16 protein-coding genes are annotated in these 15,758 nt (G+C 45.5%); 8 read left to right on the top strand and 8 right to left on the bottom strand.

The features are described from left to right. Positions 1-69: 69 nt before the first annotated feature. The 3 genes from QUA04_RS11860 to groES all read right to left on the bottom strand — a co-directional run bounded on the left by QUA04_RS11860 (position 70) and on the right by groES (position 3,114). Positions 70-471 (bottom strand): type II toxin-antitoxin system VapC family toxin, encoded by a 402-nt coding sequence (locus QUA04_RS11860; protein ID WP_333257090.1) that lies wholly within the window; start codon positions 469-471, stop codon positions 70-72. 552 nt (positions 472-1,023) lie between these two features. Continuing rightward, positions 1,024-2,664 carry a chaperonin GroEL gene (gene groL / locus QUA04_RS11855; protein ID WP_333046934.1) on the bottom strand — a complete coding sequence of 547 codons (1,641 nt, stop codon included), beginning with the start codon at positions 2,662-2,664 and terminating at the stop codon, positions 1,024-1,026. Positions 2,665-2,802: 138 nt separating this feature from the next. Further along, positions 2,803-3,114 carry a co-chaperone GroES gene (gene groES, locus QUA04_RS11850; protein ID WP_006633072.1) on the bottom strand — a complete coding sequence of 104 codons (312 nt, stop codon included), beginning with the start codon at positions 3,112-3,114 and terminating at the stop codon, positions 2,803-2,805. A gap of 258 nt (positions 3,115-3,372) precedes the next feature. On the opposite strand from groES, the gene QUA04_RS11845 reads away from it, so the two are divergent. From QUA04_RS11845 to QUA04_RS11815, 7 genes are all read left to right on the top strand, one after another. Further along, entirely contained in the window at positions 3,373-3,798 is a 426-nt protein-coding gene (locus QUA04_RS11845) for a ferredoxin (RefSeq protein WP_333061726.1), read from the top strand. 649 nt (positions 3,799-4,447) lie between these two features. Continuing rightward, entirely contained in the window at positions 4,448-5,098 is a 651-nt protein-coding gene (locus tag QUA04_RS11840; protein WP_333038438.1) for a response regulator transcription factor, read from the top strand. Between the two features lie 336 nt (positions 5,099-5,434). Next, on the top strand, positions 5,435-5,956 hold the full coding sequence (locus QUA04_RS11835) for a LabA-like NYN domain-containing protein (RefSeq protein WP_006633075.1): 522 nt from the start codon (positions 5,435-5,437) through the stop codon (positions 5,954-5,956). A gap of 181 nt (positions 5,957-6,137) precedes the next feature. Next, positions 6,138-7,778, top strand: a complete 1,641-nt coding sequence (locus tag QUA04_RS11830; protein WP_333257087.1) for a 2-isopropylmalate synthase — start codon at positions 6,138-6,140, stop codon at positions 7,776-7,778. Positions 7,779-7,921: 143 nt separating this feature from the next. Then, on the top strand, positions 7,922-8,722 hold the full coding sequence (locus QUA04_RS11825; protein ID WP_333257084.1) for a class I SAM-dependent methyltransferase: 801 nt from the start codon (positions 7,922-7,924) through the stop codon (positions 8,720-8,722). A gap of 46 nt (positions 8,723-8,768) precedes the next feature. Then, positions 8,769-9,074, top strand: coding sequence for an antitoxin family protein (locus QUA04_RS11820; protein WP_333257082.1), 306 nt, complete (start codon positions 8,769-8,771; stop codon positions 9,072-9,074). After that, positions 9,068-9,535, top strand: a complete 468-nt coding sequence (locus tag QUA04_RS11815; RefSeq protein WP_333257080.1) for a type II toxin-antitoxin system VapC family toxin — start codon at positions 9,068-9,070, stop codon at positions 9,533-9,535. Before QUA04_RS11820 ends, QUA04_RS11815 begins: the two co-directional genes overlap by 7 nt. Positions 9,536-9,624: 89 nt before the next feature. Here the strand turns inward: QUA04_RS11815 and hisC are convergent, their stop codons facing one another. The 4 genes from hisC to QUA04_RS11795 form a co-directional block, all read right to left on the bottom strand. Then, a complete protein-coding gene (gene hisC, locus QUA04_RS11810) occupies positions 9,625-10,671 on the bottom strand; it encodes a histidinol-phosphate transaminase (protein ID WP_333257078.1) in 1,047 nt (348 codons plus the stop codon). A gap of 73 nt (positions 10,672-10,744) precedes the next feature. Then, on the bottom strand, positions 10,745-11,458 hold the full coding sequence (locus QUA04_RS11805) for a glycerophosphodiester phosphodiesterase family protein (protein WP_333257075.1): 714 nt from the start codon (positions 11,456-11,458) through the stop codon (positions 10,745-10,747). Then, positions 11,455-12,309 (bottom strand): alpha/beta hydrolase, encoded by an 855-nt coding sequence (locus QUA04_RS11800; protein ID WP_333257073.1) that lies wholly within the window; start codon positions 12,307-12,309, stop codon positions 11,455-11,457. The genes QUA04_RS11805 and QUA04_RS11800 overlap by 4 nt, the downstream gene beginning before the upstream one ends. A gap of 188 nt (positions 12,310-12,497) precedes the next feature. After that, positions 12,498-13,781, bottom strand: a complete 1,284-nt coding sequence (locus QUA04_RS11795; protein ID WP_333257070.1) for an esterase-like activity of phytase family protein — start codon at positions 13,779-13,781, stop codon at positions 12,498-12,500. Positions 13,782-13,802: 21 nt separating this feature from the next. Between QUA04_RS11795 and QUA04_RS11790 the strand changes: the two genes are divergently transcribed. Further along, positions 13,803-15,137, top strand: coding sequence for a tetratricopeptide repeat protein (locus QUA04_RS11790; protein ID WP_333257066.1), 1,335 nt, complete (start codon positions 13,803-13,805; stop codon positions 15,135-15,137). A gap of 70 nt (positions 15,138-15,207) precedes the next feature. Here the strand turns inward: QUA04_RS11790 and QUA04_RS11785 are convergent, their stop codons facing one another. Further along, entirely contained in the window at positions 15,208-15,750 is a 543-nt protein-coding gene (locus tag QUA04_RS11785; RefSeq protein ID WP_333257064.1) for a GNAT family N-acetyltransferase, read from the bottom strand. Positions 15,751-15,758 lie beyond the last annotated feature (8 nt).

Genomic DNA, 15,758 nt, shown 5'->3' with positions numbered 1-15,758 from the left:
TTGTAAAAATATTGCTCTCTCATCTTTGGACCAAATAATCTGTATTTTAAAAGACCAAATTAGATGCGCTTACCCTGGGTTGCGAGTGACAACCGTAGCACCGATAGACAAGGCAATGGCAGCGATCCGCATATCTTTTTCCAGGCGATTTTTCCGCAGGGGCGGGTGATCCTTTAACAGTTTCTTGAGACAAGTATCAGCTTCCGGTGTAAAGTCCAGTACCTCAATAGTTTGGAGATATTTTACAGTTGTCCAAAGTTTAGAATAGAGTCCAGGTAAGTTATGCACCAGGGACGGATCGTTAATCCTGCCAACCCAGCCATTGAAGAGTTCTTGAACCGTGACAATAGTGACGGAAATCTCATGTTTTGCTGCGTTGGTGATAACTTGAGGACTATTCTGGAGAATGAGTGAAACGTGATCGGTATCCAGAATACATTTTTTAGAGAGGGAAACGGTTTTTTGTGACATTTTCAATCCTCTTTATTAATATAAATGCAGGGTTTAGCCATTGGGTTATGACCTGCGGTTTTAACGTGACCCATTCCACTAACAGTACCCAGAGCTTTATCTTGACGATTGTGACTTCCGACCGGAGCAGTTTGAAAATTGGGCGTTGCTGAATACAAGTATGAATTCAAGATTTGGGAATTGCTATAAGCCAAGTATGGTGAGTTTTGTAATTTCCAATAAAAATTGATTCATACCGTGAATCAGCAACGCAGAAAATTGTTTTCCCAGCGGGAAAGGCAAGCCAAACTTAGCGAAAAGATATCGCAATAAAGCCGTAAAAACCCAAAAAGCCGAGGCGGTGATCCGCCCCGGCAAGGGTTACAGTATTTTATTTAATTTTTGCTTTGGTTCGATCTTAAAACTTCTGTTTGAAGATGTCAAGAGTTTCCTGGGTTCTCAATATGTGGAATTATTGAGGAGCGGAATGATGAGAAACTATCACGTTCCGTTCTGTAACAATTATCAAAATAACAGGGCAGGCCCTAAAGCCCGCCCCATCAAACGATCGACTTAGTAATCGAAGTCGCCGCCCCCCATGCCGCCGCCAGCGCCAGCAGCAGCGCCATCCTTCGGTTCAGGCTTGTCAACGACGATGCACTCGGTTGTCAGCACCATACCAGCAATAGATGCGGCATTTTGCAGAGCAGAACGAGTCACCTTCGCGGGGTCAACGATACCAGCTTCAAACATATCGACAAACTCATTTGTCGCTGCGTTGAAACCAACGTTAAATGGCTTTTCTTTGACGCGCTCAGCAATCACAGCGCCATTCAAACCAGCGTTTTCAGCAATCCGCTTCAGAGGAGCAGCCAGAGCCCGTGCCACAATCAATGCACCGGTCAATTCTTCGCCCTTCAGGCTGCTGTTAGCCCACTCTTCCAATTGAGGAGTTAGGTGAGCCAAAGTTGTACCGCCACCGGGGACAATTCCTTCTTCTACTGCAGCTTTGGTAGCGTTGATCGCATCTTCCAAACGCAGTTTGCGATCCTTCATTTCTGTTTCGGTAGCCGCGCCGACTTTGATGACTGCGACGCCGCCAGCCAATTTGGCCAAACGTTCTTGCAGCTTCTCTTTGTCGTAGGAAGACTCGGTTTCGTCCATTTGACGGCGAATTTGTTCGCAGCGGGACTTAACGGCAGCTTCGTTACCTTCGGCAACAATTGTGGTGCTGTCTTTGGTGATGGTGATGCGGCGGGCTTTGCCGATCATGTCGAGCTTGGTATTTTCCAGTTTCAAACCGGCGTCTTCGGTGATTAGTTGACCGCCGGTCAATACGGCGATATCTTCTAACATGGCTTTGCGTCGATCGCCAAAACCGGGTGCTTTAACAGCAGTCACGTTCAACACACCGCGCAGTTTGTTGACAACGAGGGTAGCTAAAGCTTCTTTCTCAATGTCTTCTGCAATGATCAACAGCGGGCGGCCGGAACGAGCTACTTGTTCGAGCACAGGTACTAAATCTTGTACCAGAGCGATTTTCTTGTCTGTCAGCAAGATGAAGGGTTCTTCTAGAATCGCTTCCATCCGCTCAGTGTCAGTGACGAAGTAGGGAGAAATGTAGCCTTTGTCGAAGCGCATCCCTTCGGTGATTTCCAATTCGGTGGTCATAGACTTCCCTTCTTCCAGGGAAATCACGCCTTCCTTGCCCACCTTGTCCATTGCGTTAGCAATCATTTGACCGACTTCATCGTCGTTACCAGCAGAGATGGAGCCGACTTGAGCGATGGCTTTGGAATCTTCTACTTGTTTGGCGTGTTCGGCAATTTTTTCTACCAAAAACGTGGTTGCTTTGTCAACACCGCGCTTGAGGGCGATCGCATTTGCACCGGCTGCTACGTTACGCAGGCCTTCTTTGACCATTGCGTGAGCCAAAACGGTAGCAGTGGTGGTACCGTCGCCTGCTGCGTCGTTGGTTTTGGAAGCAGCTTGACGAATTAGAGCAACGCCTGTATTTTCTACATGGTCTTCTAGTTCGATTTCTTTGGCGATGGTAACGCCGTCATTGACGATCTGAGGAGCTCCGAATTTCTTTTCGAGAACCACGTTACGGCCTTTGGGGCCGAGGGTTACGGCCACTGCTTCGGCCAGAATGTCCATACCGCGTTCGAGGGCGCGACGTGCATTTTCGTTGTAGATGATACGCTTAGCCATAGTTTTTGGGGATGAGAGGGTTTGAGATTTTGGATTGGGGATGATGGATTTTAGTCATTTGTCCCGTGTCATTAGTTGTTTGGCGGCGTTCGCTTTAAACTAATGACTGATGACTAAGGACTGATGACTAATGATTAATTAGTTAACGATCGCCAGAATGTCTTTTTCTGCAAGCAAGACGTATTCGTCTGTGCCGAGTTTGATGTCGGTGCCGGCGTATTTCGAGTAGAGAACTTTGTCGCCGACTTTGACTTCCATTTCAGTGCGGCTGCCGTCGTCATTGCGCTTGCCAGGGCCCACGGCCGCGACTTCGCCTACTTGGGGCTTTTCTTTCGCTGTGTCGGGCAGAAGGATGCCGCCGGCGGTTTTTTCTTCGCTAGCGCTTACTTTTACGAACACGCGCTCGCCTAACGGTTTAACGGTAGAAACACTCAGTGATACTGCTGCCATAAATAAATCTCCAGATTACAGATTGTCGTGAGTCAGTCGTCAGGGGTCACGATGAAAGCAACAGCGGACTACTTACAACTGACATATTAGCACTCTCGACTCCTGAGTGCTAATTTAGCTTTAGTCAGGGTCGATCGCAACTTAGTTGTCAGTACGGGTTCCCGAACCGAGCATGAGTTGGAGGGAAGGAGAGGTGGGAGTGGGGGCTGGGGTGATGACTTTAGACCGCTAACCAATTACTTTTGATTGATGAAGACAATGACAGAAAATAACGAGGAATCTTGCAGCCAAGGCTTGAGCGCTTGCGTCCAAAGCCTGGGAATCGCTCAAATCGAGCGGCATATTTTTATTTGTGCCGACCAAACCGTGCCCAAGTGCTGCGATCGGCAAACCAGTCTGGAGGCGTGGAATTACTTAAAAAAACGCTTGCAAGAATTGGGGTTGGACAAGCCAAGTGCCACTCGACCAACCTGCGTCTTTCGCACGAAAGCCAATTGCCTGCGAGTATGCGCGTCTGGCCCGATTATGGTAGTCTATCCAGACGGAGTGTGGTATCGCGACGTTACTCCACCCGTCATTGAGAGAATTATTCAGGAACATCTCCTAAACTCAAAGGTAGTTCAAGAATACGCTTTCTTGACTCATCCTTTGCCTGCGCCTCGTGAGGCGGAGCCAAACATTTAAGTGTAGCGCTGTTTAAAGTACAGGGTTATAGGTAAAGTGTTAAATTTAAGGTTAAGGGTGAGAATTTGAGACAGTTTGGCGTCCGGGCGATCGCACCTGCTACAGTTCAATAAAACTGTAGTTAGGTTCTTGTCTTCCTTGTGCGGCTTCCCGTGTTCCTTGTGTTTCTCAAAAGGTACAGTAAAAAAAATCGATCCGAGGAACTGTGAAATTTTGTGCAAAAATTTCTCAGTGGCAGACACTAAGCAGGTTGCCAAACTACACTAGAAACAGTTAAATACGTAAGTAGGGAGTCTGCTTAAATTTCTCTATATCAGAAGTACCATTTAAAACCGGGGCATTAAGCTGAAATTGAACCGATCGAGATTAAATATTTAACTTGGGCTCTGTTAGGGAGTCTCCAATCAATCAAGGCTAATCTTGATAGGGCGATCGTGAATTACAGGTTTGGTCTGCATTCCAGGTCGTAAGACACTCACGAACAGCCCTCAATTATAGGTTGGAAAGCGGTAATACCCGCCCCGCTTTCCCTCACCGCCATCCCTTCAGTCGATCGTCGTCCTCCACCCCCAGCCGGGTGGCGGGGGACTGACGGAAAAAACAGAAGTGAAAACAAGGAAGCGTGCGGGATACTTTAGCGGGAATAAACATGACAAAGGACAATAATTCAGGAGAGCAAAAACGGCTGATGCTGGTTGACGACGACCCCAACTTGATCTTGCTCGTCAAGGACTACTTGGAGTTTCGGGGTTACAACGTCATTACAGCAGAAAACGGCAGAGACGCTCTGGAAAAACTAGAACAAGAAGTTCCCGACTTGATTATCTGCGATGTGATGATGCCGGAAATGGACGGCTACACTTTAGTCAAACACATCAGAGAAGACCCGCGCACGAGCTGGATTCCGGTTCTCTTCTTGTCCGCAAAAGGTCAAAGTTCAGACCGAGTAAAAGGCTTGAGCACTGGCGCTGACGTTTATATAGTCAAGCCTTTTGAACCAGAAGAACTGGTAGCCCAAGTGGAATCTTCTCTGAAAGCAGCATCCCGCTTGATTCGCCACTCAAATCCCGGTATGGAGAGTGGCCCAAAAATTAAGGCGCGCCGCAATGTCGAATTGACTCCCACCGAGTTAAAGGTGGTACAGTTGCTAGCGCAGGGTATGGCAAACCGCCAGATCGCAGACGTGATGAATGTCAGCCAGCGGACTATAGAGAGCCACGTCAGCAATATGCTGGGTAAAACAGGTCTGCACAACCGGACAGAGTTAGCTCGCTGGGCCCTTGAAAGCAAAAAGGCTTGAGCGGAGGTAGTCTGCGCTATGAAATCAGGGGAGCAACATCTACTGCTATGCGCTTCGGTATGCCTGCTTGGCGGTAGGGCGGTACGGCGGCAGTTTGAATGCGCCATTAACCTTGACACGGCAGCCGGTATTGAGTTACTAGGCGTATAGTTTGTGAGGGCCCCTCGCTCAAATGCAAGCAGGGTTAAAAGAGCCCTCTGGCGGTAGAGCCGAAAATATGAAATACTGGGGGGATGGAGTTTTCTGAAGTTTAATCTATTGCCTCAGTTAGCTCCATGTTGCTAAAATGTGATATTTAGATTAACTTCTTTCTACAATTATTAGGTCTAAGTTTCTATGACAAACTTAATGAACCGCCTTTCTATTTTTGTGGACGGGAACAATATGTTCTACGCTCAACAAAAGAACGGTTGGTTTTTTGATCCTCGCAGGGTGCTCGAATATTTCAAAACTTCGCAGCCGAATGTCATCTTGATCAATGCTTTCTGGTATACGGGTCTGAAAGACCCCCAAGATCAAAGGGGATTTCGAGATGCCTTGATCAGTCTGGGTTACACGGTTCGCACTAAGATTCTTAAGGAATATTACGACGATGCTTCGGGCAGATATTCTCAAAAGGCTAATTTAGACATAGAAATTGTGGTTGATATGTTTAATACTGTGGATCAATACGACCAAGTTGTGCTGTTTAGCGGGGATGGGGATTTTGAGCGGGCGATCGAGCTGCTCCGCTCGAAAAATACTCATATTACTGTGGTATCAACCGAAGGAATGATTGCTAGAGAGTTACGAAATGCTACAGATAGGTATATAGACCTAAATGAAATTAGGGAACATATCGAGAAGATGGATTATTAGTCAGTAGTTATTAGTCATTAGTCATTAGTCATTAGTCAGTAGTTATTAGTCATTAGTTAGTAGTTATGGGTTATGGGTTATTAATTATTAGTTATTGGCGCGAGACAGGGGACTGGTGACTGGAGGCTAAAAATCCAGACAAACGGACAAGTAAAAATCAGGAAAACACTTTTTTAGAGCTATGAAAACTCAACCAAGTCAAGACCGGATTATTATTTTCGATACGACTTTGCGGGACGGAGAACAATCTCCGGGTGCATCTCTGAATGTGGATGAAAAGTTGACGATCGCTCGCCAGTTAGCGAGATTGGGCGTGGATGTGATTGAAGCGGGTTTCCCTTTCACCAGCACGGGAGATTTCGAGGCAGTCCAAAAAATAGCCCGATCGGTTGGCACGGAAAATGGCCCGACAATTTGCGGCTTAGCACGGGCGAGAAAGCCGGATATTAAAACAGCAGCCGAGGCTCTGAAACCAGCAGCAAATGCGCGAATTCATACGTTTCTGGCTACGTCTGATATTCACTTGGAGTATAAGCTGAAAAAGACGCGGGCTGAGGTTCTGGAAATTGTGCCGGAAATGGTGGCTTACGCTAAGTCTTTTGTGGATGATGTGGAGTTTTCGCCGGAAGATGCTTGTCGCTCGGAACCGGAGTTTTTGTATCAGGTTCTGGAACGGGCGATCGCAGCCGGTGCGACTACTGTTAATATTCCCGATACTGTCGGCTACACGACTCCGAGCGAATTTGGGGCTTTGATTCGGGGAATTAAGGAAAATGTGCCGAATATCGATCGCGCAATTATTTCGGTTCACGGTCACAATGACTTAGGATTGGCTGTTGCTAACTTTTTGGAAGCTGTGAAAAATGGCGCCAGACAGTTAGAATGCACGATTAACGGGATTGGCGAACGGGCGGGAAATGCGGCTCTGGAAGAGTTGGTAATGGCGCTTTACGTGCGGCGCCAATATTATAATCCGTTCTTGGGCCGGGCTGCGGATTCTGAGGAACCGCTGACAAATATTGACTCGCGCCAAATTTACAAAACTTCCCGCTTGGTTTCCAATTTGACGGGGATGTTGGTGCAGCCAAATAAGGCGATTGTCGGGGCAAATGCTTTCGCTCACGAGTCGGGAATTCACCAAGACGGAGTGCTGAAAAATAAGCGGACATACGAGATTATGGACGCTGAGTCGATCGGCTTAACTGAAAATCAAATCGTCTTGGGCAAATTGTCGGGGCGCCACGCTTTCCACACTCGCTTGAAAGAGTTGGGTTTTGAAATGGCCGACGATGAGCTAAATAAGGCTTTTGTCAAGTTCAAAGATTTAGCTGACAAGAAAAAAGAGATTACTGACTGGGACTTAGAGGCGATCGCCAACAACGAAGTGCACCAAGCACCGGAACTGTTCCGGTTAGAATTGGTGCAAGTTTCCTGCGGTGACAAATCGCGACCGACAGCAACCGTCACAGTGCGGAATCCGGCGGGTGAAGAATTGACCGATGCTGCGATCGGCACTGGGCCTGTGGATGCGATTTACAGGGCAATTAACCGGGTGGTAAATGTACCGAACGAGTTGATCGAGTTTTCTGTACAATCGGTAACAGCGGGCATAGATGCGATCGGGGAAGTAACAATTCGCTTGCGCCACGAAGGCAAAGTATTTTCCGGTCACTCAGCAAATACCGACATTATCGTAGCGTCCGCCGAAGCATACATCAGCGCTTTAAATCGCCTGTATCAGGCATTGCAGCATAGTGCTGAAAAATCATCCGAACAGCCAACTCACATGAGAAATGAAGTTGTTGCAGAAGCACAGCGCTGATAAATTTCTTGTCAGCCATTTTTCTTGAAACAAACCGCAGACGAACCTAGATCCAAGCAGATAAATCTCAATTAATCTGCCTTGATCCGGGTTTATCTGCGGTTTAAAATTACTTTTTTTTACTAATAACTAACTCTTGAAAAATGCAAGACGAAACTTTAAAAAAAGAGCGACAATTCCACGATGCTTGGGCATCCACAATCGATATTGACGGCATTCGAGTCAATGATTACTTTGAAGCTTGTACCGCCCCAGAAAATAGATTTATCGTCCAGCAAATGGGCGATATTACAGGCAAACGCCTGTTAGATTTAGGCTGCGGTGCGGGAGAAAATAGCGTTTATTTTGCTAAAAAAGGGGCGAATTGTGTGGCTGCTGACTATTCTCAGGGTATGGTAGAAGTTGCCCTGAAATTGGCTGAGAAAAACGGCGTCAAAATAGACGGCTGCACGGTGAATGCAATGGCAATGGATTTCCCGGACAATAGTTTTGATATTGTTTATGCTTCTAATTTGTTGCACCATTTACCGGAACCAGAAAAGGCAATTCGCGAAATGCACCGCGTCCTGAAGCCGGGGGGTAAAGCTTGTTTTTGGGACCCTATGAAGCACAATCCGGTGATTAATGTTTACCGTAGAATGGCGACTGAGGTGCGGACGGAGGATGAAAGTCCTTTGGATATTAATATTGTAAATTTTGTCAAGTTTTTGTTTTCCGAGACGGCTTATGATACGTTTTGGCTGACATCGCTGTGGATTTTTTTGCGCTTTTATTTAATCGAAAAAGTGCATCCGAATGAGGAGCGTTATTGGAAAAAGATTATCATTGAACAAGAGAGATTGAAACCGGAATACTCTCGGTTAGAAGGGTTGGATGGTTTTTTGAAGAAGTTGCCTTTGATGAAGCGCTTGGCTTGGAATTTGGCTGTGGTGGCAACCAAGTAAATAAAAGAAGTACAATAAGTCAAAGCATTTAATTAAGAGGCTAATTATGCCAGAAACTATTACTGCTATCTACGAAAACGGGGTTTTTCGTCCCTTGAGTCCTTTGTCATTGAATGATGGGGAAACTGTGGAAATCACAATTGTAGCGGAAGTTTCGCAGGAAGCACTCAAGGGCGATCGCGAAAAAGCGATTAAGTTGATGGATTTACGAAAATTGATGGGTTTGCCAACAAAACAGTTTAAGCTAGATGCAGCCACAGAACAAAAGCGGCGCGAACTGTTTGAAAAACTCAAGGGAAGAGTGGGGAAACCTCTTTCTGAAATCGTTATTGAGGATCGCGGCCCGTGGTAAATGCCTATTTCTTAGACACCAGCGCTTTGGTTAAACGGTATGTGCCTGAATTGGGAAGTAATTGGATTCAATCGATTACTGTTCCTGCAGCAGGTAACTTTCTCGCGATTTCTCAGATTACTTGGGTGGAGGTATGCAGCGCTTTTTCACGCCGTCAACGAGAGGGTACTCTATCTGTCGATGAGGTTGACCAACTTATGGGAGATTTTCGCACGGATTTTGAAAACCAGTATGAAGTTGTTGAAGTCGATCGCACTTTGATAGAAACAGCGGGCGCACTGGTGATGCAAAACCCACTGCGGGCTTATGATGCTGTGCAATTAGCGGCTGCTTTGCGCGTTCAATCTACTCTCGTTTCCGTGCCAGATACTCAACTGGTTTTTGTTTCGGCGGACAACAGATTGCTGGATATTGCTCAGTCGGCAGGGTTGGCTATTGATAATCCTAATAATTATCCGTAATCTAGCTGTGTGTAGTCAGGAATGCAAGTCCTCATAAAAATCAGAGGACTAAAGTCATTACTAGAAACTAATTTTAGTGCGATCGTTATTTAGAGAATTTCTTTCAAAGTTTTAACTAAGATTTGATTCTGTTCCTCCGTACCTACACTAATCCGCAATTTGTCTTCTAATCGCGGCTGATTGAAATATCGAATCAATATTCCCCGTACTTTCAGTGTTTGATAAATTCTTTCTGCATCGCCGTTTGGTGGCCTAACTAACAAAAAGTTAGTTTGCGAGGGCCAAACGTCAAAGCCTAATTCCTTAAAGCTAACGGCTAGTTTTGCTCGCGAAGCCTTAATCTTTTCGGCATTGGCTGTTTTGTGGTCTCGATCGGCGATCGCCGCTGCCCCCACTGCATAAGCTAAAGCATCAACATTATAGCTGTCTTTGATTTTATTTAATTCTGCCAGCAGCGCCGGATTTGCTATGCCAAAACCCAGCCTCAATCCTGCCAGGGAATAACCTTTTGAAAGCGTCCTCAAAACTATAACATTACTGTACTTTTTTGTCAAGTTTAAAGCATTTTCTTCGGCGAAATCTACATAAGCTTCGTCGATCACAAGAATGCCCGATAACTCATTAGCCAGTGTCTCCAAATCTGCAACAGATATCGCTGTTCCCGATGGACTGTTTGGCGAAGCTATAAATGTCACTGCACCCTGGGCGGCTATTAGCAAATCGACGGGTAACTTGTAGTCATCGGGATAAGGAACTTCCACTAATTCTGCATCTTGAATTTCTGCCAAAGTGCGATACAATACATAGGTAGGCGCGGGACAAACAATCTGTTTCCCAGATTCGCCCACAGCGCGAACTATCAAGTTTAATAAATCGTCGCTGCCGTTACCTACAATAATCCAATCGTCAGCAACTCCAAAAACTTGACTAGCAGCAATGCGGAAAACTTTGCCAGTTGGATCTGGATAGCGCCGCAGCATTTCTCCGTCTATTTCCTGAAGCACTTTTAAAGCTTTGGGAGAAGGTGGATAGGGATTTTCATTAGAATTTAGTTTAATAATTTTTGTGCCTAGCGGTGGCTGTTCTCCCGGCACATAGCCAGACATTTCGTGGATGCTTTTGCGAAAGTAATTCATCTATTAATTGAGTTTTGTGGAACGGGCATCTTGCCCGTTCTTGATAATGGTGCAAGATATCAAGTTAAACAAATTATATCAAACAATTAGTGACTATCAGCGTTATACCCAAATCAATTAACTTTTGCATATCTGCTCGATCGTCCACCGTCCAGGCCACAATGTCAAGTCCCTGACTCCGGCTTTCTTGAATTAATGCGGGGTTTTCCAGCAACACGCGATACAGACTGCTAATCAAATTATCCCGATGCGCCACAGCTTGAGCTAATTGATTTTTGTATGCTTCTAAATTAGCAACAATGTGTCCGATCGCCAAATCGCCAGATAGCCGCCGCACTTGTTCCAGAAATCCATCGTTAAAGGAAGTAATAACGCATTTATGTTGGATCTCTGCGCCCTTCAAAGTATTGACAAAATCCGCGACATCTGCGTCAGACCACTCGCAGTGAGGTTTGACATCAAAGTAAAGAAATTTGTCAACATTTTTGAGGATAGCTAATGATTCTTTTAAGGTAGGAATTTTTTCTTGGGAAAATTCATCGCTAAACCATTGTCCCGCATTAAGTGTTTGCAATTGAGACAGAGTTTTTTCCCTAACTTTGCCAGAAACTCCAGTGATTCTATCTAATGTGGCGTCGTGAAAAATCACTGGTATGTTGTCGGCGGATAGCTGAATGTCAAATTCGATCGAATGAGCTCCACGGGCGATCGCCAGTTCAAAAGCTGCTAAAGTATTTTCGGGGGCGATCGCCGAAAATCCCCGATGTGCGATAATTTCTAAATTCACTGTCTTGTGCCCTCTAAAAACTCTGCCACAGTTTGATTAAAAGTTTCCGGTTCAGTCAAAAAAGACCAGTGATTCCCCGGTACTTTGGCAACGGTAAGATTTTTCAAGTATCTCTTGTATGGCTGCATTTGCCAAGCCATGCGATTTACGCCTTTTTCCGGCTGTACAAACAAAGTCTGGATATCAATATTTTCAGTTAAACCGGCAACTTTCATCACTTCTGCAAATATCTGATTTCTCGCTGCAATCGCAAATTTACTGCCCCAAGTTCCGTCGGATTTTTGTTCGATTTGGTGTTGGAATACCATTTGCTGAACCTCACTCCAATCTGCGTATTCTCCCGATTGTTTTGCTGCTGCTTCTGCTTGGGCTAAAGTCGCAAACGGGCCCACACATTTGAGACAGTCTAATTTTCGGTAAACAATTGGCAGGGTGAGTTTCATCGCGGCGGGCAGTTTGGTGATGAAAATCGGGTCTACTAAAATCATACTGCAAAAGCGATCGGGATTTTGCCTCGCCCAAATCGCTGCTAGTTTCCCCGTCCAAGAATGTCCTAAAATGTGGGCGTCTGGCCAGTTGAGATGTGCCATCAAAGCTTCTAAATCTGCGATCGCACTTTCAAAAGTATAGCCTATTTTCGGTTTGCTACTTTCTCCGTGACCGCGCATATCTGGCGCTACAATATGATAGCGGTTGGACAAGTAATTGCCCAAGTTACTCCAGACACACGCACTATCTGCTAAACCGTGCAGCAGCAGCAAACGCGGAACTTTTTCTTTCCCTGTTTCTGCCTGCCATTCTAGGTAGGAAAGTTCGATATCTGGTAATTGCAAAGTCTTACGAGTTGGCATGATTAGGGTGTTTTATAGTTGGATAAATTTTATTTCACCTCATTTATACTATTTTTATGAACTGGCAAGATGCCTGTTCCACAAAGAGTGAATCTTATTGTACTGTTTTGATCGACAGGCAAGATGCCTGTTTCACAAATAATAAATCTTATTGTGGGTGGGGTGGGCTTCTAGCCCGCCCTTATTACCTAACCTTTGCCCTTCAAGCTAAATAAAAGAAACTGAGTTTTCTGCGCTTCATCAAAATTGTCATCGCTGACCAAAACTAAACTCTGGCTGCCATCTGGCAAGCGCGGGCCGAGGGTCATCCCTTCTAAATTGTACAGCGGAATTCCGAGTTCGCTTAAGTCTAGGAGCAACTTTTTCTTAACAGGTTCGACCATTGTCACTGGCCCTTTAAAACTCTGGATTCTCGAAGTATCTGTAGCCGCCCCAACCGCTAATTGATAAATCCTAGCGCTGTATCCCGACAGCCCAAAAGAACGTTCTAAACTCAGAATCTGACCGCCACCGACAGTTACTAATTCTGTTAAACCGTTCAAAATAGTCATGGGAACTTGGTCGAGCTTGTAAAGATTTTCTGAGACTAATTGCGGCGTTTTATCGACTATGATATAATGTAAAACACGGAGTTTGCTTGCCTGTTCTGGGTCTAAATCTTGCTTTAACGGCGCTTCCGTAGCTGCAAACAAACGAAACGGATCGAGACCGCCCGGACTAAAGGTTTCTGGGTCGATGGTTAAAGATTCAAAACCTAAATTGTCCACCACTCCTTGCTGCTGTTTTTCATCGCTGGCATCGGGAATATAGCGCTTTGGTATCGGCAATTGTCCCCGCATTTGCCCTGTTTTGAGGTCAAATTCACCGAGAAAAGGAGGGATGCCAACATGAGTAACGCCTTCGCTGGCGACAAATATTGAATTGCGGGGAGAAAGGGCGATGCCTTCGGGATTGATGGAACCCCAAGAGAAGGTTTCACCGTCTGCTTTTTTGAGGGAGGTAACGCCGTCAACGGTAACTTTTTTCAGGCGAATATTTGCTGGATCGCTCGATGTGAGGTCGAGTCTGAGACTGTAAAATCTCGCTTCTCCGTTTTCGCTGGGGTCGTCGGAAAGAGCGTAAAAGCGATAAGCTTTGGAAGTGACTGCGCTAATACCTTTGGGATCGTAGGTAATTCCTGACAAACCGCCGACTGGTACTCCTTCAAAATTGGTTTTTGGCAATTGGTATTCGCCCAAAAATTCTAGGGACATTTCTGGAAAAGAGCGGTCTCTAGCAACGGCGGGAGGCGGGGCGCAAGCTGTGCAAACCGTTAAGAGAATTAGGGCTAGACTGAATAAGCGTAAAATACGTTGGCGAAGCCCTCGAAGAGGATCGCCCAGCGTCTTTAAATGCCCATAATTGCTCAGTACGGTGACATTTATTTTGTTGCTCTTGTTGAACAGTTTGCTTTTGTGCCATCTTTGTGACATAATTTATACCGTTTTGTAGATATGCAAAACTTGATGTTTCGAGAAGGAATGCCGAATCGCGGCAACCAAATTTTTAGAATGAGAAGTTCTGTACCAATTGGGTGCTTGCTTTTCCTGTGGCTGTGTGCTGGTTCTATTGCTAGCGCCCAAACTAATCCACCAGCCCTCGATCAATTTTCTCCTAATCCTCTAGAAATTACCACACCCGATCCCCTAACTCCCGCTAATGAATCTTTGAGCAGCACTCAGCGGGAGGAACTGACAGCGGCTTTGGAAGAGTTAAACTTAGAAGCATCGGCTAAACTGCAAGCTGGAGACGGCGCGGGTGCTTTTGAAATTTGGTTCCGAGAATTGCGGCTGCGGAGGTATCTGGGCCCGGCGGCGGAAATTGCTGCTTTGAGTCGGGTGGGAAGTGTTGCTTGGAGTAACAGTAAAAACCTCGAACTACAGCTTATTACCAAACGGTTGCAAGCAATTCAAAAAGAAGTCAAATCCCAAGTACCACTTAATACTGAGTTGCTCCCCGCCTTCGCTGCCGCTTTTCAGCAGGTGCGCGCTAAAGGCCCGACTGTAGAAGTTTACCAAGAAATTCTCGAAAAGGCGCGCCAAAACCAAGATATATTGGCTGAAGGTCAAATTTTGAAGGCGATCGGGCTTATTCATATCAATTGGTTGAGTTACGATAAAGCTGCTCCCGTGTATGAGGAATTGGCTACTTTAATTCAGGAAAACCGCGCTTTATTTGCTGCTAATTCTGCTGTGCAAAATTCTGCTGTTGTTGCGGGAAACGGCGCGCCGCCGCAGCCTGTAACTCCTCCAACTGAGGTAGATACTCTGAGACAGTTGGCCTATGTTTACCAACAGTCGAAACAACCCCTAAAGGCGATCGCAGCTAGGGAAAAACTAGCATCGGTGTATCTTAACTTACAAAACCCGAGTGCTATACCACCGATCAAAATTGCGATCGCCAGTGATTACCAAACCATAGGTCAAATCAATTTAGCCGCTCAATACTATCAGGAAGCCTACAATTTAGCCGTCCCCATTCAACAGTATGCCCAAGCTAGCGAAGCTTTAGATAAATTAGCTTTACTTTACCGAGCGCAAAAGCAGTGGGAGCAGACTTTGCGGATTTATCAAATGCAGTTGCTGTTAGAAGAGCGGGCTGACAATTTCTATGGATTGATGAATGCTTATGACAATATCGGTCAAGTTTATCAGGAGATGAAGGCTTACGATAAGGCTTTGGAATCCTATCAAAAAGGGTTGGACGTGGCTAAAAAGTTGGGACACAGACAAGAGTATTTTGCTAAGAAAATTCAAAAAGTTAACAAGCAATTGCAAAGAACTTCGTAGTTGTCAGCAGGCAATAATGCCAAATTGCAAGGTGAGTAATTTAAATGCAGTAAGGTGTGCAATGCACACCCTACAAAACTACTTTTGACTCGTAGGTTTCTCGCGAGATAGAATAATATACTACATCAGTTTCGTAATAATGAGCATTTTTTTCATATTTCATGCCAACTTTCTGTATCACCCGCTGGGAGGCGATATTTTCTGGGCGGGCGATCGCAACTATTCTCTCCAACTTTAATATTTGAAATCCATAGTTGAGACTAGCAAAAGATGCTTCAGTCGCCAATCCTTGATTCCAATAAACTTTGTCGAGGGTATAGCCTAGCTCAACTTCCGGTGTCTGATCCAGAAAACCAAGTCCGCAGCGACCAATCATTTTACGGTCTATTTTATGTACTACAGCCCACATTCCGAAGTTGTTTTCTTCCCAACGTTCGAGCATGGTATGAATGGCGATTTCTGTTGCTTCTCTAGTTCTAACTCCTGCGAGGTATTTCATGGTTTCAGGATCGCTGTAGATGCGATACAGATCGTCTAAGTCGTCTGGCGTAAATTGTCTCAGATACAATCGGGCTGTCTCTATTTCTTGCATGATAAATATAATTAATACCACTAGATTAT

Source organism: Microcoleus sp. S13_C5 (assembly GCF_036700845.1).
Taxonomy (GTDB): Bacteria; Cyanobacteriota; Cyanobacteriia; order Cyanobacteriales; family Microcoleaceae; genus Microcoleus.
This window is presented reverse-complemented; position numbering and strand designations above follow the sequence as displayed.